The sequence below is a fragment of the Ferdinandcohnia sp. Marseille-Q9671 genome (assembly GCF_976954385.1).
This window is the reverse complement of sequence record NZ_CDRJTA010000001.1, coordinates 414,526-435,441: the sequence shown is the minus strand read 5'-3', so window position 1 is coordinate 435,441 and position 20,916 is coordinate 414,526. Positions and strand designations below refer to the sequence as shown.

Below are 20,916 nucleotides of genomic sequence, written 5' to 3'. Positions count from 1 at the left end.
TTATAATACATTCTTGAACGGTTTAGCTCCTGGTGGTGCATTCTGAATCATGTCTACAAATGGAATTGTATATGCGATTAGAATCAATACCACTAATACCCCAACCCATAGCTTCCAATTCTCAAGAATCATTGGTGTTTTTTCAGCTTCTTCAGCTACTTCACCAATAGGGAACTCTGTTTCACCTTTTGGTGCAAAGAAGGAGAGATTAACAATGATTACTAGAATTAAGATAATCCCAATAAATAGGATTGAACCACCAATTGCTTGTGCTATTTGATATGGAATCCATTCTGCTGCTTGAATTGAATCCCCATATGTTGAGAAAGCAGAACGTCTAGGAGCACCTAATAATCCTTCAAAGTGCATGGCTGTCGACATAAATGCCATACCAATTGTCCATACAATTGTTTGAACAATTGCAAGCTTGTTCATTGCTTTAGTCATCACACGACCAGTTAGATGAGGAATTAACCAGTAGGCAATACCAAAGAACGTTAATAATACGGTTGTAGCAACTGTTAAATGGAAGTGTCCAGTTACCCAAATTGTATTGTGGATAACTTGGTTCATTTGGTGACTTGCATTGATAATACCGCCAGCACCTGCAGGGATAAAGATTAACATACCCATGAATGGTGCGAAGAAACGTGCATCTCCCCAAGGAAGCTTCTTAAACCATCCAAATAGTCCTGTAGCACCCTTTGATCTTCCATACATTTCAAAGCTTGCAAACATAGAGAATGCTGTCATTAAAGAAGGAATGACAACTAAGAATGTTAAGACAACTTGTAAGTATTTCCAAGCTGGATCAATACCTGGTTCAGTTAACTGATGGTGGAAGCCAACTGGTATTGAAAATAGTAAGAATAAGATAAACGATAGTCTAGCTAGGGCATCCGAAAAAATCTTTCCGCCGATTATCTTTGGAATAATGACATACCACGCCATGTACGCTGGTAGTAACCAGAAGTAAACTAGCGGGTGACCAAAATACCAGAATAGTGTTCTACTAATTAAGACATCGATTGTATCAACCCAACCTAATGACCATGGTATAAATTGAATAAGAACAGTTGCAGCAACTCCAAGTGTAGAAACTAACCAAAGGATCATCGTCATTACTGCCATGAAGCTTAATAAAGGGGTTACTTTACCAGGGTTTGTTTTTTTCCATTTCCCAAAGTGAGTAAACATGGCAAAACCACTGATCCAACTACCTACAACGACTAGCGCTAATCCTATATAAAAGACAGGATGTGCTTGTAGGGGAGCATAAAATGTATAAAGAACAGATGCTTCACCTAATAGAATGGTAGTGGCTGTTGAAGCAGTTCCAATTGTCATTACCCAGAAGCCAATCCAACCTGTTAAACGAATCTTAGGCGAAAGTGTGCCTGCTGTTTTACTTAAGCTTGCAAATAAAAAACCAATAATAAAGAAAGTAGTAAGTACAAGTGCTAATAATACCCCGTGAACAGTTAACAATTGATAGTAGCCTATTCCTGCAGGTAACGTATACTTACCTGAACGGACAAGAGTCTGAAGTAATCCTGCAGTACCACCTAATAGTAGTGCGATAAAGGCTACATAAAAATGAGCCATTGCTAACTTACCATCTCTTTTGTCTACACTGACATTTGAATTAATCATTATTCGGTCACCTCAACTTTTGCCATCATTAAGTGATGTCCAGCCCCACAATACTCATTACATAAAACCAAAAATTCCCCTGTTTTTGTAAATGTTTGTGTATAAGTGCTGACATACCCAGGTTCAACCATCATATTTACGTTTGTACCAGCAATCGCAAATCCGTGAACAACATCTTTTGTTGCAACATTAATTGTTACTTCTGCACCCTTTGGAATTTGGATTGTGTTTGGTGTATAAGCAAACGCTTCAGCAACCAGGTTTAGTTCGTATTTGTTACCTTCGATATGAATAAGTCCAGGATTATCAAATGGAGCTGTTTCAGCTACCTTCTCAGGATCAATGGTTTTGATACTACTTGCTGGCTGATGTCCCATCGCAAAGGCACCAACACCAACAACAGCAAGGAAAACAATAAGGATTCCGATGCCAAAAATGAGCCATATTTTTTCGAACTTATGCAGATGCACGGCTTTTTCCCCCTTCAAATTTCACAATTCTTTTTCTATTTGATTTCTCATAAAATGTAACAAGCAACAACATTATGTTGCCTTCTCCTTTTTTACAATCTGTCTAAGAACAAGAAATAGACACCTAGCCAAGATAAAATTAAGAAAAGTCCAAGTAAAAATACAGATGCTAAAGTCCCTTTTAAGGAAGTACGCTCGTCTTCGATTTTGATTTTTTTGCTTGTTTTCGTAATCTGTGTCTTTGCCATCCCCACAACCTCCTTCAAGTGTTAGATGAAGTTTTTACAATTTCATCATACAAAACAATTTATAAAATTCTAGACGGTTTTGAGCAATTCACAAATTGTTCATTCCTAACCTAATCACTATATTAATAGTGAAAAATTAGTAAAACAGTGATTTTTATCACATTAGGGTAGGGGAAGTTTTGAAAACTTTGTGACAAATGCTATAACGGCCAAGCTACTAAAAACATACTCTATATAAAAAGGGTGAAATGGAATGATTAGATACTATTGTTCAAGATGTCATACGCTCTTACTAAATAACAAAGAAAGATGTTTTAAATGTGGGAATGGAGAAGTTAGTCAAATTGAAATCAATGTTCAAAAAAATAATGGTAAAAAAGCGTAAATCACTATTTTTTAATAGTGATTTTTCTTTTATAAAAGGAAATGATTGATGGTATGTTGAAATAATAATGGATGTCATTATGCAAGGGGAGAGAAGCATGTTTTTACCATCATTTCATTTAGAAAATAAGGTCGCAATTGTAACGGGGGCTGGAAGAGGTATAGGAAGAGCAATTGCAATTGGCTTTGCAGAAGCGGGAGCTAATGTTGCGATATTATCAAGAACGGAACAGGATTTGGTTGAGGTTGCTGGCATTATTGAAGGCCTTGGTAGAAAGGCTTATATCGTCCCGACGGATGTAACGAACAGGGAAGAAGTTGTTGCTGCTGTCGAACAAGTTCAAACCAAAGCCGGTCAAATAGATATAGTAGTGAATAATGCGGGAATGAATATTCGCTCAAAGGCATTTGATGTAACAGATGAAGAATGGCAAACAATTTTAGATACGAATTTAAAATCGGCTTTTATAATGTCACAAGAGGTAGGAAAAGTGATGAAACAGCAGCAACGAGGAGGTAAGATTATTTCAATTTCCTCTGTTGGTGGTCATGTTGCACTACGAACGGGAGTTGTATATGCAGCCACGAAAGCAGCTATTATTCAAATGACAAAGGTACTTGCGTTGGAATGGGGGCAGTATGGTATTAATGTAAATTCCATTGGTCCATGGTATGTTAAAACACCACTAACAGAAAAGCTGCTTCAAGATGAACAATATGTGAACGATATAGTAGCAGTTACTCCATTAGGAAGGATTGGAGAGCTACCCGAACTAGTGGGGCCAGCGGTATTTTTAGCATCTGATGCAGGGAACTATGTAAGTGGACAAACGATTTTTGTAGATGGTGGAATGACAATTCGAGGATTTTAATCACACAATTTCCACTTTTTCCATACTGTAATGTAGGCGAATGTCTACAAGGAGGTATGGAATATTTATGGCAAAGGTAAAAAATTATTATGCAGGTACGAATTCAAGTGTAGGTTTTTACTCATTGTATCATGAGGCTTTAAAGGGGTTGGATACTCTTTATATCTTAAAAGGTGGACCTGGAACTGGAAAATCAACCTTCATGAGAAAGATTGGCCTTGCTTTTATTGATAAAGGCTATGATCTCGAGTACTTACATTGTTCATCTGATAATCAATCTATAGATGGAATTGTTATCCCTGAACAAAAATTAGGATTTGTAGACGGAACCGCACCACATATTATCGAACCAAGATATCCTGGAGTGGTTGAAAAGGTGATTGACCTTGGTCAATATCGTAATGATGAATACTTACTTCAATATAAAGATGAGATTATTGAACTTACTGATGATATATCAAAGAGTTTTGAAAATGCCTATCAGACGTTTGCGGAGGCAAAGAAAATTCATCTAAAGCGTGAAGATATTTATATTTCCTCTATGAGTTTTAAGAAAGCCGATGGAGTACTACAATCCTTGATTGAAACGATGTTTAGCAAACCTTTTGAAGCAGAGGAAAATCCGACTACAAGAAAACGATTCTTTGGGGCAGCAACACCAAAGGGTGCAGTTAATTTTATCGACAATATTACAGAGGATTATGAAAAGCGTTATATCATCAAGGGTAGACCAGGCAGTGGAAAATCAACACTTATGAAGAAAATTGCAAAACATGCAGAACAAAATGGGTTATCAGTTGAATATTTTCACTGTGCTTTTGATCCAAAGAGTATAGATATGATCATTATCCCTAAGTTAGGAGTTTCGATTGTTGATGGTACGGCTCCGCATGTAGTTGATCCATTTCGTGAGCATGATGAAGTTGTTGATATGTTTACATTATGCATGGATCCGACCATTGAAATTACATGTAAAAAAGAAATTGAGGATTTAAATCTTGAATATAAAAATAAAATGGCAATTGGAACAAACTATTTAAGTGAAGCAAAACGACTTCACGATAAGCTTGAGGAATACTACAAGACTGCCATGGATTTTAAGGCAATTGATAAGAAAAGAGAAGAAATCATTCGCACATTACTCTAAAAATTAAGATTTTAAACCAAAATTTTACTAGTGAATGTTTGAAATGTTTGCGTTATACTATAAATGCACAACAACAAAACAACTCCTTTGAAACGTTAGCTTTCCCTGATTGGGAAGGCTTTTTTTGTATCATTTTGCCTTTTCTCTGCATACTTATTCCGAATTTGGTAAAAGTAACCTTATTATCTATGTATTTGAGAAGGGATGGCTATCATGCCAAAGGTCATGTCAGTAGGAGTATATAATCCGCCACATAAAATCAATCAAAAACGTACAACCGAATTTGCTAGGAAATTATTCTATAATCATTTCAGTGATATTGACCGCTTATTAAAGGTATTTGTAAATAGTGAAATAGAGGAGCGATATTTTAGTGAAGAACTAGATTGGTATGGTAAAGACCATACCTTTGAAGAAAAAAATAATACATACATAGAGAAAGCGGTAGAATTTGGAGTTCATGCAATTCATAATTGCCTCACTAACAATAATTTACTTCGAAAAAACATAGACAGTAACGAAATAGATGCAATATTTTTCATTTCTAGTTCAGGAATAGCTACCCCGAGTATTGAGGCAAGAATCATGAATAAAATGAATTTTGGCCCTCATACAAAGCGAATCCCTATTTGGGGATTAGGGTGTGCAGGTGGAGCGTCCGGATTAGCGAGAGCCTTTGAATATTGTCAAGCATTTCCAAGGTCAAAGATTATTGTGTTAGCTGTCGAGTTATGTAGCTTAACGTTTCAAAAAAATGACTTCTCCAAAAGTAATTTGATTGGTACATCATTATTTGCTGATGGTACTGCATGTGTATGTATCGCTGGAGATGAGGTTGATCATCAGAATCATGTAATTTCTGGTGTGTTACCTGAGTTTGTTTCATCTCAGTCAACTTTAATGGAGCAATCAGAGGACGTAATGGGATGGGATATTAAGAATACTGGACTACACGTAATCTTTTCTAAAGATATTCCGAGTATTGTGAAAACCTGGTTAACAGGTAATGTTGCTGAGTTTTTACACAGGAACTCTCTAGGAATAGGGGAAGTGAAGCATTTTATTGCCCATCCAGGTGGAAAGAAAGTGCTAGATGCATATGAAGCTGCACTTGGAATTCCAAGTACAATGACTGAAATTCCTAGAGCGGTATTAAGAAAGCAAGGCAATATGTCTTCCGTAACAGTACTTTATGTACTAAAGGAGTTTATGGAGAGGCAGAGAGTAAATGAGGATGATATTGGCTTAGTTACAGCTCTAGGACCTGGTTTTAGCTCTGAGTTACTTCTTCTACGGTGGAGGAAATAAGATGATATTTTGGATATTCATAATGTTGGTTGTTGCTCAAAGAATGGTCGAATTGCGGATTGCAAAAAGAAATGAAAAATGGATCCTTGAGCAAGGTGGCTATGAAGTGGGAAAAGGCCACTATAAATATATCGTGCTAATACATATTTTATTTTTTGTAACTTTACTTGTTGAAGTTACTTATTATCAAAAGGAGTTATCTGCATTTGCTCCCTTGTTATTTTTCTTCTTTGCTCTCACGCAGCTTGTTAGAGTATGGGCGTTACAATCGTTAGGTGTGTTTTGGAATACGAAGATTATGATACTTCCCACAAGCCAAATACAAGTAAAAGGTCCTTATAAATATATAAAGCATCCAAATTACTTGATAGTAGCGTTGGAGTTCGCTATTCTCCCTTTGTTGTTTCAAGCATATGCAACTGCCATTACTTTTTCATTGCTAAACCTTGCTATCATGGCCGTACGGATCCCAATTGAAGAAAGCGCACTAACGATTCATAAGGAATACGAGTTAGTTGGTATGCAACGTAAAAAGCTGATTACCAATGTAAGTAGAAATGCAAAAAGAGATTGAAAATAATGATAATAGCTGATAAACTGAATCATAGATGAAAATAATTCTCACTCTCAGTTGAAAGCTGGTGAATATCATTCTTACTTTATTTGTGATTGCCACAATAGGAATTTACAGCTTTATTATGTATTACGTCTTACAAAATGTTGCAAAACCTAAACGAATTTAATAGTTCCACTATTTATAACGGGAAATATCCCGAAGGTCATGGCCAGGTATTACACCTGGTCTTTTTGTTTTTTAGGAAAATATATATATTTTTAAGACTGTAGGTTATTTCTCGTCATCCAGTTCCGACGCATAGCCATTTATCACCTTAACCTAGTGCTTCAAAAAGCTAGAGGTCATTGCCAATTTGAATTGAAGGCAAGAGCACCTTCTATTCTAAAACGTCTTATGCTTTTCGGGCTCGCAAATGATGTGCTGATATCTACGTTTGCTCATGGATGTGTCAGCCTATAGTGGACGTTCACTTCCGAAGGTCTTACACTTTTGGTTTTTAGTTTCTAAATTTTCTGCTTTGTCAAAAGTATAGGTTGTAGAGTAAAATACTACATATACTAAATTTTTAGGTTAGCACAATAAGGGGATTTGACATGATTCATACAAAACAGATAACAGAAGTAACGAAGGAAGAATTACTAAAAAGACTTGCTTCCTTACACGATATATTTGAAAAAAATTCAGATGTAGAAAGTAGTTCGAAAATTCTACAGTTACTAAAAAAACTTAAAACTTCGGAATATATGATCGGCTTTTCAGGACATTTTTCAGCAGGGAAATCAAGCATGATTAATGAGCTCGTAGGGGAGAACCTTTTACCATCAAGTCCAATTCCAACAAGTGCGAATTTGGTAAAAGTGAGAGCTGGCCGTGAATATGCACGTGTGTATTATCGGGATGGCAAAATCATCGAATATCCTGCTCCTTATGATTATGACGTGATTAAGTCGTATGCAAAAGATGGGGAGTCTATTGAATCCATAGAGATCAGCCATGACAATATGAAGCTTCCAGAACAAGTAGTGATTATGGATACGCCAGGTATTGACTCTACTGATGATGCCCATCGTGTTTCAACGGAGTCTGCGTTACACTTGGCAGATTTACTTTTTTATGTAATGGACTATAATCATGTACTGTCAGAATTAAACTTTCAATTTACAAAAGAATTAACAGACAGAAATAAAACAGTGTATTTAATTGTCAACCAAGTAGATAAGCACAAGGAGTCGGAGCTACGTTTTGATACGTTTAAACAAGGTGTGGAGGAGGCCTTTCAAAATTGGAACGTTGCCTATTCTGATATCTTCTACACAACGCTTAAGGATGAAGAAAACAGTAACAATCAACTCCAGCAGGTAAAACAGTTGCTTGTTGATAAAATTCAAAATAAGGAACAGCTTTTACTTGAAGGTGTGTTTCATTCTGCTACACAAATCATCTTAGAGCATATTGCATTTTTAGATGAGAGAAATGCAACTGAACTTGAACATATTAAGGAAAAGCTCTACACATTAACGGAATCTGAGCGGGAGTTCATTCCTAATAAGATACAAGAATTAAATGAACAATTGTCTAGCTTTGCAAGGGAACGTGATCAAACGGAAACGGAATTCATGAATGAGATTGATTCAATTTTATCGAATGCAATTTTAATGCCGTTTCAAACACGTGAGTATGCAAAGCAGTATCTTGAATCAATGCAACCAGATTTCAAGGTAGGCTTGTTATTTTCAAAAAACAAAACGGAAAAAGAGCGTGGAGCGCGTTTAGAAACTTTCTTTGCTGATGTTAAGGATAAGATGTCTACCCAATTAGAGTGGCATATGAAGGACTTTGTGGGTGAATTTACAAGCAATCTACGTCTTTCTAAACAACCTATTGGGAACGAGTTAGTCGTTAATCTTACTCCACAGGAGATTGAAAGCTTGATTAAGCCTGGTGCTAGTGTAACGGGTGAATATATTTTAACTTTTACGGATGATGTCAGCCGCTATATAAAAAAGAAGTATAAGCAAAGAGCAACTTCTTATTTACAGGAACTTCTTGAACAAATGAAAGAGAGTAGTAGTAATCAAGAAGAAAAATTGAAGAATGAGTTAAGCAAATATGCTGTTTATCAAGAAGCCTTTTCAAGATTGAGAGAATTTGAAGGGAAGCGAATTGAAATACAGGCTACCCTAACCGACATTATGAATGGAAAGTCGGAAATAAAAGGCATCGAGTCTGTCGAAACATTACTATCACGTTTTATAGAAAACGTAGAAATATCATCAACAGAAAATGTGTTACGTGAGATTGAAAAACAAGCTGTACAATTACCTGAGTTAGAAACGACTAAAATACGTCAACGAGTTAGTAAGAGATCACCTGAGCAAGCGATCGCTCATTTAGAAAAGGCTTATCAATTAATTAGTCCTATAACCGGTCTATCCATGCTGGCTAAGGATATAAAGGACAAAGCATATCGTTTGAAGCATAATCATTTTACCGTTGCATTATTTGGTGCGTTTAGTGCTGGGAAATCATCCTTTGCAAATGCGTTGATGGGGAAACATATTCTACCAGTTTCACCAAATCCAACAACAGCAACGATTAATAAGATTACCTTCCCAACTGAAGAGCACAAGCACGGAACCGTACTTGTGAAAATTAAATCGGCCAAACAATTGTTGGAGGATATCAACCATTCGTTACACATATTTGGTGAAAAATCGGATAGCCTTCCGGCAAGTATTGACATTATTAAGTCGAAGATTAGTAATATTGCGACCATAGAAGCAAAGGAAAAACCTCATTTTTCGTTTTTAAAAGCGGTTCTAAATGGGTTTGAAAATATATCAACTACGTTAGATCGCACATTGACTACAGATATGGATGGTTTTAATGAATATGTCGCAAACGAAGAAAAAGCTTGTTTTGTGGAATGGATTGAGCTTTATTATGATTGTCCATTAACCCAACAGGGAATTACATTGGTGGATACACCGGGAGCTGACTCCATTAATGCTCGTCATACAGGGGTTGCATTCGAATACATCAAAAATGCGGATGCCATTTTGTTTGTTACCTATTATAACCATGCTTTTTCAAAAGCGGACCGTGAGTTTTTAATCCAATTAGGTCGCGTGAAGGACACCTTTAGTATGGATAAGATGTTCTTTATCATTAATGCAGCAGATTTAGCAAACTCAACTGACGAGTTAGCTGATGTTAAGGACTATGTAGAGTCGCAGCTTATAAGCTATGGAATTCGTTTTCCACGACTTTATACAGTATCCAGTCGTGCTGCATTACTAGAAAAACAAAATGAAGACAGCGGGAAGGACAGGGGAATCTTACAAACATCCGGAATTGAACGCTTTGAGGCCGATTTTAATTCCTTTGTCATTGATGAACTGACGGAGGTTGCAGTAAATGAAGGGTATGTTGATATTGGTCGAGCGAGAACGATTATTAACTCGTACATCGAATCTGCTAAGGAAGATAAGGGTATTAAGCAGGCAAAGCTTAAGCAAGCAAAAGAACAGCATGAGGAAATAAGGTCACTCATCATAGGGGCAGATGAAGAAGCTTCCTTCCAAGCAGTACAACAAGAAATCAAAGAGCTTAGCTACTATATCAAACAAAGAGTATATTTACGGGTTTCCGACATGTTCAAGGAAGCATTTAATCCATCTTCTTTAAGAGATGATGGGCGTGATTTAAAGAAAGCTTTACAGTCTTGTCTGACAGAATTTCTAGAATCGGTTGGCTTTGACTTAGCTCAAGAAATGCGAGCAACATCATTACGTATTGAAGCGTTTATTTCAAAAAAATTACATGCTCTATTAGCAAATATCAATGATCAAATAAAAACAAAGAATAAAAATATGAGTATTTCAGAAGCACTAGACCTTCAGTTCAATACAATTGATTTCAAGAATGGCTTGGAAGATGAGGATAAATCACGATATAAAAAGGCCTTGTCCATGTTTAAAAATCCTAAGGCATTTTTCGAGAAAAATGAGAAAAAGCATATGCATGATGAGTTAGTGGATCTGTTAGATGCACCAGTAGTATCTTACATTGAGCAAAATCAATCCCTTTTAGTTGAGTTTTATAATATGGAGCTTACGAAAGGTTTACAAGCACTTAAAGAAAACGCATTGCAAGAAACCCTAGAATATTTTGAAGGAGTTACTAAAATTCTTTCTGAAGATATTGATATTGCGAATCTAGAGATGGTAAGTCAAACGCTATCTAATATGGAACAGACGGGGTGAAGTGAACTGACTAACTCAAAATCAAGGTTCCATGCTTGCGCAACTTGTGTTAACTTTACTATGAACCGAATACAAGGGAAAATGAAATATAGTTGTGCTCGGCTAGGCTATGAGACAATGCCGGCTTATCAATTTAACTGTTGGGAACCAAAAGCCCACATTGTGAAGCTTATGGAAAGAGAAAACATCGGAGGGTAAAAATGAGTAATGTACATGAAGCAATTACCAAGCATTCAAATTCGCAACACCAACTTGTAAAAACTTTTTTAACACTTGAACAACAACGTGAATTTTATATCGATGAGGCAGTTGCATTAGCAAAAGATAATAAGACCTTTACCGTTGATAAAATCAATAAAGTAACGATTGAAATGAATGAGCTTGCTCAAAAAGGTATAGTCCCATTACGAAAGCTTGTTACAGCTGAAATGGTACAGGAGTACGCGAATCGAAAGTAAGAAACAGGATAAAAGAGTTGGGATAGTAAATACTAACAGCAATCTCTCATAAAGGAGACATGCATGTTGAAAAAGAATAAACCATCTGTCCAAGATAAAGAAAAGAAGCAAGAGGGCAAAGGTACGACACCTTATCATTTTGCGTCCTATGCCGAAATTGAAGCAGAAAAAATGAAAAGTAAATAATAAGTTGAGCTTGTAATGGGGACTTAAGAGTGAGTCAGTACTGACTTTGTCTACACGATGTTTCACAGTACTTTTTGCGAGCGTTTGTCAACAGTCTGAAGCCCTCTTGTTGTCAAGAGGGCTTTATTTGATAGGTAAGAGTGCATAAAATTTTTTTACTTTAGTTTTCATTGTCTAGCTTCAGCCGCCATCGGTTTGAGGTCACTATCCAATCGCTTCTGAATAAAAAAACGCCTTCGGTCACCGCTTTTCTTGTGCTTGTCGCCAATAGTATGGCGCATTGCCCTTTTCTTGTGGGCTTGGAAGAAGATACAAACGAAAGAAAGTAGGAGTTATGGTATAATTCTTTCTATGAGGATTTTTGCGATAGGGGGAAAATTGATGAGAAATCAGGTTATGTTAATAGATGGTATGGCATTATTGTTCCGTTCTTTTTATGCAACAGCAATGAGTGGTTATTTTATGGTGAATAGTAAAGGGATCCCAACGAACGGAATACACGGATTTGTAAAGCATATGATGACAGCAATTAATACGTACAAGCCTTCACATGTAGTTTGTTGCTGGGATATGGGGAGCTCTACATTTCGTAATGAAATATATCAGGATTATAAAGGAAACCGTGGTGCGCCACCGGAAGAACTTATTCCACAATTTGATCTTGTTAAGGATGTAGTAGAATCGTTTGATATCCCAAATGTAGGTCTCTCTGGATATGAAGCTGACGATTGCATTGGTACACTTGCCAGACAATACAGTAAAGACACTCATGTCATTATCCTAACTGGAGATCAAGATATTTTACAGTTACTAGATGAAAATATTACCGTACTAATTATGAAAAAGGGTATTGGGAATTATGCAGAATACTCAAGTGCTAGCTTTTTAGAGGAAAAAGGTATACGACCACAGCAAATGGTTGATTTAAAAGCATTAATGGGTGACACAAGCGACAACTACCCAGGTGTTAGGGGAATCGGCGAAAAAACGGCTCTTAAGCTACTTCAACAGTTCGAAACGATCGAAGGTATTATTGAAAATGTAGAAAACCTAACAAATGCACAAAAGACAAAGATTAAAGAGGATCTGGAAATGCTTCATTTATCTAGAAAGTTGGCTAGGATTCATTGCGAAGTGCCGATTAGCTGTTCACTTGATGAAGCATGTATCCAAATTAATCCTGATAAAGTATATGAAAAATTCAAGGAGCTTGAATTTAAGGGCTTAGATCAATTTATTAGCTAGAGTACTCAAATGAGTGCTCTTTTTTTAGTTTTTTATGTAATAAGTATGAGGTTTTTGTACAATCTTACCCAAGAATGATTAACGTTTCTTTATACTATTAAGTTTTGGCTAATAAATATTTTTATGGTCAATAAATATAATATGGCTGTTTAATAGGTGTTTGGCTGATAGTCAAAGTCAAATAGTTTTGACCCAGGCCATAGCCTAATGTAAGCTGAAATCGGATGTCCTGTACCTCCAGGACATCCTTAAAAATGCTTATCACTTCGTATTCGATTTCTTCGCTTTTTGCTCTAATTGACTTTTTGGTTCCATTGAAGATTCAGTATCTTGATTATAGCCCTGTGGGTTTACTCCTCGTGGAGCTTGACCGCGATTATTTCCTTTTTGTGCCATGTGGGTGTCACCTCCATTTCGTATTATTTCCATACTATTTTGGAATATGTCTTGAATAGAAAATGAAGCGAACTAGGAAACTAATCATGAGGTGAGAATAGTGAACAAAGGGATATATACGGCTTTACTTTCAATTGGGCTTGCTCAATTATTAAAAATCCCGATAAAGAAAGCGAAAACAGGTAAATGGGATTGGGGTACTTTTTTTGAAACAGGTGGGATGCCAAGCTCGCACTCAGCTGGCGTATCCTCACTGGCAACTTTTATTGCCTTAAAGAGAGGTGTGCCCACGATTGATTTTGCATTATCCACTATTTTTGGGTTAATTGTTATGTATGATGCACAAGGGATTCGCCGACAGGCAGGGGAATTGACCATAAAGGTAAACGAGATAGACGAACAGGTTGAGCGATTAGCAGGACAAGAAGATCATCACTATCATGATAAGAAAGAGAAAAAATTAAAAGAAGCACTTGGTCATCAGCCACAGGAAGTCATTGGTGGAGCTATTTTCGGAATGATTACTGGTACTTTAGCCTATCTATTGACAAAAAAATCGTAGTGTTTCGACAAAAATTACGGTACTATTAGGATAGATTTAGTATTTTTGTTGGGGATGGGTCTATTGTTTAAACTAGAAAATAGTGTAAAAGATTATTTGCAATTTTTAGCTCAAAAGGGCTTCAATCTTGGTGAGGATGCTGTTGGCTTTATTTCATTTGGGCAACATTATACAGCAGCAACAGATGAAATTGTAAAAGTCGCCATTGAGATTACATTAAAAGCACAAAAGGAATTTGACGGAAGCTTTTTCATTTCATTATTAGAAATGTTAAAGGAAAACAAAATAGAGACTAGAAAACAAGCTTATTGCTTTGTTGAAGAAAAGAAAATAATGGCATAAAACCCTCAGACCATTGAAGTGGTCGAGGGTTTCTTCACGCATTATTTTTTCTAACTGCTTGTCTTGCTAATTCATCTGCGACTTTGTTCTGACCACTTGGGATCCATTTTAGGAAGAAGAGATCGAGTTCTTTAGAAAGCGTAAGTGCTTTTTCAAGTAGTGGTGCAAATTTTTTGTTTTTCACAAATTCTTTTGCGACCGCCTGATCTACGAGCTGAGAATCTGTTCGAAAGGAAACTACGTTATAGTTATTCTTTATACAAATTTCGAGCCCTTTCAATAAGGCATAGTACTCAGCTTCATGGTTGGTCATACTACCAAGCGGTATCGAATGCTTTTCTACAATCCCATTTCCTTTTATAAATACACCAGCACCAGAAGGTCCTGGATCTCCTGCACTTGCGCCATCTATATACACTTCAATCATTCTATGACCTCCCTCTAAAAGGACGCTCTTATAGATACATTATAGTGATTATCCTTTTTTATGAAATGTTTTGGCGATATACATAAATGGTGTATCTAGTAAGGCTACAATCCATTTAATAAAATACGTTGTTAAGAAAATTTCAATCCATATATCAAACGGATAAACTCCTAAAAAGGCAACACTTGTAAAGATTAATGTGTCAATCAACTGACTTATCATGGTACTTCCGTTATTTCGTATCCATAATTGATTGTCCTTTGGAAACCTGCTTTTAAATTTGGAATAAATGATTACATCACTGTACTGACTAATTATAAACGCAAGTAAACTCCCTAAAGCGATCCGAGGAAGTAGTCCAAAAATTGTTTCTAACGAGCCTTGTGCAATATCAACCTCGTGTGGTTCAAATAATAGCACAAATTGCATAATAATCGTCATGGTAATAAGAGTGAAAAATCCAAGCCATACGCCTTTTTTCGCTTCCTCTTTCCCATATTTTTCGTTCAAAATATCTGTTATTAAAAAGCTTGTTCCATACATGATATTTCCAAGCGTAGCCGTGAGGCCAAATAACTCGACAGTTTTTACAACTTGTAGGTTGGCACAAACAGTAGCAAAGCCAATCCATACAAATAACCCAGATTTACCAAATAACCGATAAATCGCGAGCACTAAAATAAAATTGACGATCGCAAATAAAAACCAAATTAGTTCATTAAACATAGTATTCCTCCTATAGTTTTGATAACGCGGGAGTTCACGAACCGCGAAAGGGCCTGGGGGAATTGCGGGGTCTCGTATGGACTTAATACGATCACAAATTCTCCATAGCTTATTTAATTTGTCAAAAGTTAATTATAGTACGATTCCCCCAAAGGTGGAAGTACATTATTAGATGGAAAAAGTGTATAATGAGTAAAAAATTAGGAAAAATGAGGGTAGGATTTTCCTTTAGTTTCTTAAGTCATGTACTAATAGGTAGGCATACATACATGAAAGAATACATTTAATGGGGAACAGAGGCTAAAAAGAACAATTGATTTGTCAAAAGTAAGAGATTCCCGAAAGCTCGAAATAATCTGTGTGTAAATACGCCAAGGTGTATTTGATAAGAGAGGATGAGCGTGATGAAACTCAAGCTGGAATGGACCTATAAAACACCTAAAAATAAGGTTATTACCCTGATTTCTGATGAGGTATCGGTGGAAGAGGCGTTAGTAATAGCAGAGGATTTTGAACGGACAGGGCGGACAAAAGACCTTGTTTTCTATGACGAGCGTCATACAAAATGGACAAAAAAAGAACTAATTAAACTAATCAAAGAACTTGAAACAGAGCCACAGGATATCATTGCGTATTTTGATGGTGGTTTTGACATAAATACAGGGAAAGCCGGACTCGGTGTAGCAATATACTATACGCAAAATAAAAAGCAATTCCGGGTAAGAGTTAATGAAGTTTTTGAAGAAATGGATTCAAATAATGAAGCAGAATATGCTGCTTTTTGGCTAATGTTAAATACGTTAGAGGAGCTAGGTGTACACCATACGACAGTTACTTTTAAAGGGGACTCACATGTTGTGTTAAAACAACTGTCTGGAGAATGGCCATGCTTCGAGGAAAATCTAAACAAATGGTTAGATAGAATTGAAGAAAGGATTGAGAAATTAGGCATTCATCCAGAATACGAGCCAATCGGACGAAAACAAAATGTAGAGTGCGATAAATTAGCTACACAAGCGTTAGAAGGGACAATCGTTTCGAGCAAATTTGAAATTAAAGGGTAAGTAATTAAGCCTATCTGACATAATCATTAAGTAAGAGTAAATAATGGAAATGGATGAGTTGTTCGTAAGGTAGATGCGAGATGAAAGTAATAGGAGATGATTTGTTTCATGAACAGAAGGAAACTTTTATTGGAAGTTGGTGAAATGCTCGATACCTTTTGCCAAGATTGTTTTGTCAAAGATCATTTTCGCAAGGAACATGGTAAGCGATATGCCCAAACCTTTTGCATTAAGAACTGTACCGTTGGTCAAAAATTGAAAGAGTATGGAAAGAAATTATCTTAGGAACTTCATATATAAATGGGCTCTTGTTCGTACAAGAGCCCTAAAAAAAGGCTGATAAAAATCAGCCTTACTTACATTTTAAAATTAAAATGTTAAATTATAGCTTTACAACGTTAGCTGCTTGAGGTCCGCGATTTCCTTCAACAACTTCGAAAGAAACTTCTTGACCTTCTTCTAAAGATTTGTAACCTTCACCTTGGATTGCAGTGAAGTGTACGAATACATCGTCTCCACCTTCAACTTCGATGAATCCAAATCCTTTTTCGTTGTTAAACCATTTTACTTTACCGTTTTGCATATTGCATATCCTCCTAAACCTTCGCACAACCGTGCAACGTAAAAATTTTTATCAAATAGCTTACATTTATGTATCTTGAAAAATATAATGTAAATAAAAAGAATACTAAATTACTAGCTAAATGATGATTTTAATATACAACCTAGAACGTGTTAAGTCAAGGGAATAAAGGGTTTTTTACGCATTAATGGAAGAATTTTGTGTCATAAAATGTTCCTAGTCATAGAAGTTACTTGATATTTTTGTATATTCAAATAATGATTGTAGAATTTCCAAATCTTGATATAATAATAGAAAGAAGGTTTAGTGGGGAGTCCTATTTGATGGAGAATAATCATAACAAAATCACTGTTATTCAGCCAGATGAACTTGATTTTATTATCGAGAGTCTTGATAACGATTACAAAATAAACAACTCAAATATGACGGCAGATCTATCGCTTGTTTCAGAAATGCTTGAAAAGGCTATCAAACAGGTAGAAGATATCTTTTATTTTGTAAAGGAACAAAATGTGATACCACTTACTGAAATTAAAGAAACAGTTATTCCTATTATCCAAACGGCTTCTGAAATACCTCAATTTTTTCATTTGTTTTATCAACTTCAGTCAGCAGACGATTATACATATCGACACAATATAGGTGTAGGAGTGATTGCAACGTTGATTGGTAAGTTTCTTTCACTACCTAGAGCCGATTTGACCGAACTTACAATCGCTGCAACATTACATGATATCGGTAAAACAAAAATACCTCCTGAGATACTAAATAAACCTGGAAAATTAACTCAATCAGAATATGAAATTGTCAAAAAGCATACCATTTATGGCTATGATTTATTAAAGAATACAAATGGTATCAGTCACGAAATAAGTCTAGTTGCTCTACAGCATCATGAACGAGAAGATGGAAAGGGATATCCTTTTGGTGTAAAAGGCTCAAAAATCAGTTATTTTTCAAAGATTGTAGCTATTGCCGATATATTCCATGCCATGTCTTCCACTCGTGTCTACCATGATGCAACACCATTTTACCAGGTGATTAAGCAAATGGATGATGATATGTTTGGAAAGCTTGAACCAACTATTTTAGTTCCGTTTTTGCGTCATATTATGTACGCTTTACTCGGACATCAGGTATTGCTTACAGATGGGAGGATAGGAGTGATTAAGTTTATTAATCAGTTCAACCTATTACATCCTTTAGTTGAAGTATCCAATACAATTATCGATTTATCTGTTCAAAAAACAATTCAAATAGAACGTGTTTTATCAGATTAATATTGATGGAGGCTGATACAATGTTTAGATATACCGATAATGGGAAAGACATATTCATCCGGTTTTCTTCAAGTACGAAAAACAAGAAGTTAAATAAGGAATACTTATTTCAGAAGATCATTTCCATCAGTGACACTATTTTTCAAGCAGAACACGGTACATCCTTTATAGTAGAAGATGAAGAAGGAAGGTTAGCCGTCGGAACAGTCCAGAGAGGACAATTAACTGTAATTACAATCCAACATATTGTAGATCACAACCACCTTTACCTTGAGAAAAAAGAAATCTGAAGGCCGTCCTCACGGTTTTCAGTTTTTTTTTCGAATACCTCCTATTCGTGTTGTCTATCTCCAGTTTCTCCCACCAAAACTCTATTTCAAAGAATGAGATTATATATGATAAAATAGGTATGCTAGATTGTTAGTGTAATTGAAAAGAGGATAACTATGAAAGTCATTATTGCTGAAAAGCCTGACCAAGCAGCAAAGCTTGCGGCACCATTTAGAAGTAAGAAATCGCAGGGGTTTATTGAGATTGCGCCTGATCCACTTTTTCCTAACGGAGCTTTTTTTACGTGGGCGGTTGGCCATATTTGTGAATTACTTCCCCCAGAAGAGTATAATCCCTCATGGAAAAAGTGGCGAGTCGAAACTCTACCCATCATTCCCGAACATTTCTTATATCGGGTCATGAGATCTAAATCAAAGCAGTTTACAATTATCAAAAATTTACTACGAAAACCAGAGGTAACGGAAATTATTCATGCGGGCGATGCGGGTCGAGAAGGGGAACTAATCATTCGTAATATTATAGAAATGGCTAAGGTGACTAAGCCCTTAAGTCGATTATGGATTTCATCTTTAACAGAAAAGTCGGTAAGGGAAGGTTTTCAGAATCTGTTAGGAGAGCAGGATACCCGCAATCTTTATTATGAGGCAAAAGCACGTGCTTGTGCGGACTGGATTGTAGGTATGAATGCCTCGAGAGTTTATACATTACTACTTAAACAAAAAGGAATTACGGATGTATTTTCTGCAGGTAGAGTCCAAACACCTACCTTAGCACTTATTGTAAAACGCGAAAAAGAAATCGCAAACTTTAAATCAGAACCTTTTTGGGAGGTCTTTGCTCGTTTTACGATTGAAGGCAAACAATATGAAGGAAAATGGATGAAGGATAATGAGTCACGCCTATCTACAAAGGAGATGGCGGAAAAAATTGCTGCATTTTGCAAAGATAAACCTGCTGAGATTGCTGAAGTGGAAACGGAAAAGAAAGAATATCAGCCACCATTATTGTTTAATTTGTCAAGTCTTCAGGCAACCGCGAACAAAGCGTTTAAATTTTCTCCTAAGAAAACATTAGATGTGGCTCAGAGTCTCTATACAAAAGGGTTTATTTCGTATCCACGTTCTGATTCTAGCTATATTACGAAAGAGGAAGCAAAAACGATACCAGAGGTTTTTACGAAGCTTGAAAAACTTGATAAATACAAAGATTATTTTCCGACTCCTATCCAATCAATTTTCAATAATTCGCGGTATGTGAATGAGAAAAAGGTTACAGATCACTATGCAATTATTCCAACAGAGCAGGTACCAAATCCAACAAGACTTTCAGGTGATGAAGAGAAGATTTATGATTTAATCGTCAGACGATTGCTTGCAGCACATTACAAACCAGCTATTGTTAATTACACTACAGTGAGAACAATGGTTGATAAGCGAGCCGAATTCATTACAAAAGGAAAGGTAAAGCTACAGGATGGTTGGAGAAAGGTGCTTTTTAATGAGGATTCAAAAGAGAATGACGTCATTCTGCCACCTCTTTCACAAGGTGAAACTGGGGTTGTTGAGAATAGCTTTACAAAGGAAGGGAAGACGCAACCTCCAAAACGGTATACCGAGGGTCAACTTATCACCTTGATGAAAACAGCTGGTAAGCATATTGAGAATGATGAACTTGAGAAAATACTTGCTAAAGCAGAAGGTCTCGGCACGGAGGCTACTAGAGCTGGGATTATTACCATGTTAAAGCAACGTAATTATATCAAGGTAGAGAAAAACCAGGTGTTTGCAACTGAAAAGGGAATATTACTAATAGATGTAATTGGTGAAAAAATTCTTGCGTCACCAGAAATGACTGCAAAGTGGGAGCAACGTTTGAATGAAATTGGACAAGGGAAAGCTTCGCCAATCTCCTTCATGACTCAAACGAAAAAGCTTTCGCAAAAAATTGTGGATGATGCCAGAGAACAAAGTGAAAGCTGGGATCTTTCAAATGTTAACAAGGAGAATTTTAGTACTCCAAAGAGCTCCTACACCAAAAAGGATATTGGGACAGTAGTCGGAACATGTAAGAAGTGTAACGGCAATGTAATTAATAAAGGTAATTTTTACGGTTGTTCTAATTATAAAGACAATGGCTGTCAATTTACAATTTCAGGGAAAATACTAGGTAAAGCTATTTCAAAAACAAATGTTCAAAAACTTCTCTCATCTAATAAGTCAAACTTAATTAAGGGCTTTAAAAAAGCCAATAAAACCTTCGATGCCTATTTAAAATGGAACGAACAAACAGGAAAGATAGAGTTTGAATTCCCGGTTAAGGTGCCAAAAGAGAACTAAAGCAGTCCACTTACTTTTCAGTGGGCTGTTTTTTCGCATTCCTTGGCTCTAAAATGATAACTATCCAATTTTAGGGGATATTATCTTTAATAGAAA

21 protein-coding genes are annotated in these 20,916 nt (G+C 36.2%); 14 read left to right on the top strand and 7 right to left on the bottom strand.

Going from position 1 to position 20,916, the window contains the following annotated elements:
• The 3 genes from ACWNMY_RS02350 to ACWNMY_RS02340 all read right to left on the bottom strand — a co-directional run bounded on the left by ACWNMY_RS02350 (position 1) and on the right by ACWNMY_RS02340 (position 2,371).
• Complete coding sequence (locus tag ACWNMY_RS02350; RefSeq protein ID WP_449536681.1) at positions 1 to 1,653, bottom strand: b(o/a)3-type cytochrome-c oxidase subunit 1; 1,653 nt, start codon at positions 1,651 to 1,653, stop codon at positions 1 to 3.
• A complete protein-coding gene (locus ACWNMY_RS02345) occupies positions 1,653 to 2,123 on the bottom strand; it encodes a cytochrome c oxidase subunit II (RefSeq protein WP_449536680.1) in 471 nt (156 codons plus the stop codon). Before ACWNMY_RS02345 ends, ACWNMY_RS02350 begins: the two co-directional genes overlap by 1 nt.
• 92 nt (positions 2,124 to 2,215) lie before the next feature.
• Entirely contained in the window at positions 2,216 to 2,371 is a 156-nt protein-coding gene (locus ACWNMY_RS02340) for a cytochrome c oxidase subunit 2A (protein WP_449536679.1), read from the bottom strand.
• A gap of 482 nt (positions 2,372 to 2,853) precedes the next feature.
• On the opposite strand from ACWNMY_RS02340, the gene ACWNMY_RS02335 reads away from it, so the two are divergent.
• The 7 genes from ACWNMY_RS02335 (at position 2,854) to ACWNMY_RS02305 (ending at position 12,813) form a co-directional block, all read left to right on the top strand.
• On the top strand, positions 2,854 to 3,627 hold the full coding sequence (locus tag ACWNMY_RS02335; protein ID WP_449536678.1) for an SDR family NAD(P)-dependent oxidoreductase: 774 nt from the start codon (positions 2,854 to 2,856) through the stop codon (positions 3,625 to 3,627).
• Positions 3,628 to 3,694: 67 nt separating this feature from the next.
• Positions 3,695 to 4,774, top strand: coding sequence for a PRK06851 family protein (locus ACWNMY_RS02330; RefSeq protein WP_449536677.1), 1,080 nt, complete (start codon positions 3,695 to 3,697; stop codon positions 4,772 to 4,774).
• Positions 4,775 to 4,987: 213 nt separating this feature from the next.
• Entirely contained in the window at positions 4,988 to 6,082 is a 1,095-nt protein-coding gene (locus tag ACWNMY_RS02325; RefSeq protein WP_449536676.1) for a type III polyketide synthase, read from the top strand.
• Between the two features lies 1 nt (position 6,083).
• Entirely contained in the window at positions 6,084 to 6,656 is a 573-nt protein-coding gene (locus ACWNMY_RS02320; RefSeq protein ID WP_449536675.1) for an isoprenylcysteine carboxyl methyltransferase family protein, read from the top strand.
• Between the two features lie 596 nt (positions 6,657 to 7,252).
• Positions 7,253 to 10,924, top strand: coding sequence for a dynamin family protein (locus ACWNMY_RS02315; RefSeq protein WP_449536674.1), 3,672 nt, complete (start codon positions 7,253 to 7,255; stop codon positions 10,922 to 10,924).
• 200 nt (positions 10,925 to 11,124) lie between these two features.
• Positions 11,125 to 11,382 (top strand): YpbS family protein, encoded by a 258-nt coding sequence (locus ACWNMY_RS02310; RefSeq protein WP_449536673.1) that lies wholly within the window; start codon positions 11,125 to 11,127, stop codon positions 11,380 to 11,382.
• Positions 11,383 to 11,949: 567 nt separating this feature from the next.
• Positions 11,950 to 12,813 carry a 5'-3' exonuclease gene (locus ACWNMY_RS02305; protein WP_449536672.1) on the top strand — a complete coding sequence of 288 codons (864 nt, stop codon included), beginning with the start codon at positions 11,950 to 11,952 and terminating at the stop codon, positions 12,811 to 12,813.
• Positions 12,814 to 13,074: 261 nt separating this feature from the next.
• On the opposite strand, the gene sspL is transcribed toward ACWNMY_RS02305, so the two are convergent.
• Entirely contained in the window at positions 13,075 to 13,209 is a 135-nt protein-coding gene (gene sspL, locus ACWNMY_RS02300; protein ID WP_449536671.1) for a small, acid-soluble spore protein L, read from the bottom strand.
• A gap of 100 nt (positions 13,210 to 13,309) precedes the next feature.
• Here sspL and ACWNMY_RS02295 point away from each other — a divergent pair, with 100 nt between their 5' ends.
• Both ACWNMY_RS02295 and ACWNMY_RS02290 read left to right on the top strand, forming a co-directional pair.
• Positions 13,310 to 13,771 carry a divergent PAP2 family protein gene (locus ACWNMY_RS02295; protein WP_449536670.1) on the top strand — a complete coding sequence of 154 codons (462 nt, stop codon included), beginning with the start codon at positions 13,310 to 13,312 and terminating at the stop codon, positions 13,769 to 13,771.
• A 63-nt stretch (positions 13,772 to 13,834) separates the two neighbouring features.
• On the top strand, positions 13,835 to 14,113 hold the full coding sequence (locus tag ACWNMY_RS02290; RefSeq protein ID WP_449536669.1) for a DUF6123 family protein: 279 nt from the start codon (positions 13,835 to 13,837) through the stop codon (positions 14,111 to 14,113).
• A gap of 34 nt (positions 14,114 to 14,147) precedes the next feature.
• Here ACWNMY_RS02290 and ACWNMY_RS02285 read toward each other — a convergent pair whose 3' ends face one another.
• Together ACWNMY_RS02285 and ACWNMY_RS02280 are read right to left on the bottom strand one after the other, a co-directional pair.
• Positions 14,148 to 14,540, bottom strand: coding sequence for a reverse transcriptase-like protein (locus ACWNMY_RS02285; RefSeq protein WP_449536668.1), 393 nt, complete (start codon positions 14,538 to 14,540; stop codon positions 14,148 to 14,150).
• Between the two features lie 48 nt (positions 14,541 to 14,588).
• A complete protein-coding gene (locus ACWNMY_RS02280) occupies positions 14,589 to 15,266 on the bottom strand; it encodes a queuosine precursor transporter (RefSeq protein WP_449536667.1) in 678 nt (225 codons plus the stop codon).
• A gap of 404 nt (positions 15,267 to 15,670) precedes the next feature.
• Here ACWNMY_RS02280 and ACWNMY_RS02275 point away from each other — a divergent pair, with 404 nt between their 5' ends.
• On the top strand, positions 15,671 to 16,330 hold the full coding sequence (locus ACWNMY_RS02275; RefSeq protein ID WP_449536666.1) for a ribonuclease H family protein: 660 nt from the start codon (positions 15,671 to 15,673) through the stop codon (positions 16,328 to 16,330).
• A 108-nt stretch (positions 16,331 to 16,438) separates the two neighbouring features.
• The gene (locus ACWNMY_RS02270) at positions 16,439 to 16,615 is read left to right on the top strand and encodes a zinc-finger domain-containing protein (RefSeq protein ID WP_449536665.1); all 177 of its coding nucleotides are present in this window, start codon (positions 16,439 to 16,441) and stop codon (positions 16,613 to 16,615) included.
• Positions 16,616 to 16,712: 97 nt separating this feature from the next.
• On the opposite strand, the gene cspD is transcribed toward ACWNMY_RS02270, so the two are convergent.
• Positions 16,713 to 16,913 (bottom strand): cold-shock protein CspD, encoded by a 201-nt coding sequence (cspD, locus tag ACWNMY_RS02265; RefSeq protein WP_010283969.1) that lies wholly within the window; start codon positions 16,911 to 16,913, stop codon positions 16,713 to 16,715.
• 323 nt (positions 16,914 to 17,236) lie between these two features.
• Here cspD and ACWNMY_RS02260 point away from each other — a divergent pair, with 323 nt between their 5' ends.
• The 3 genes from ACWNMY_RS02260 (at position 17,237) to ACWNMY_RS02250 (ending at position 20,820) form a co-directional block, all read left to right on the top strand.
• Entirely contained in the window at positions 17,237 to 18,193 is a 957-nt protein-coding gene (locus ACWNMY_RS02260; protein WP_449536664.1) for an HD-GYP domain-containing protein, read from the top strand.
• A gap of 20 nt (positions 18,194 to 18,213) precedes the next feature.
• Positions 18,214 to 18,483, top strand: coding sequence for a hypothetical protein (locus ACWNMY_RS02255; RefSeq protein ID WP_449536663.1), 270 nt, complete (start codon positions 18,214 to 18,216; stop codon positions 18,481 to 18,483).
• A 156-nt stretch (positions 18,484 to 18,639) separates the two neighbouring features.
• On the top strand, positions 18,640 to 20,820 hold the full coding sequence (locus tag ACWNMY_RS02250) for a DNA topoisomerase III (protein WP_449536662.1): 2,181 nt from the start codon (positions 18,640 to 18,642) through the stop codon (positions 20,818 to 20,820).
• Positions 20,821 to 20,916 lie beyond the last annotated feature (96 nt).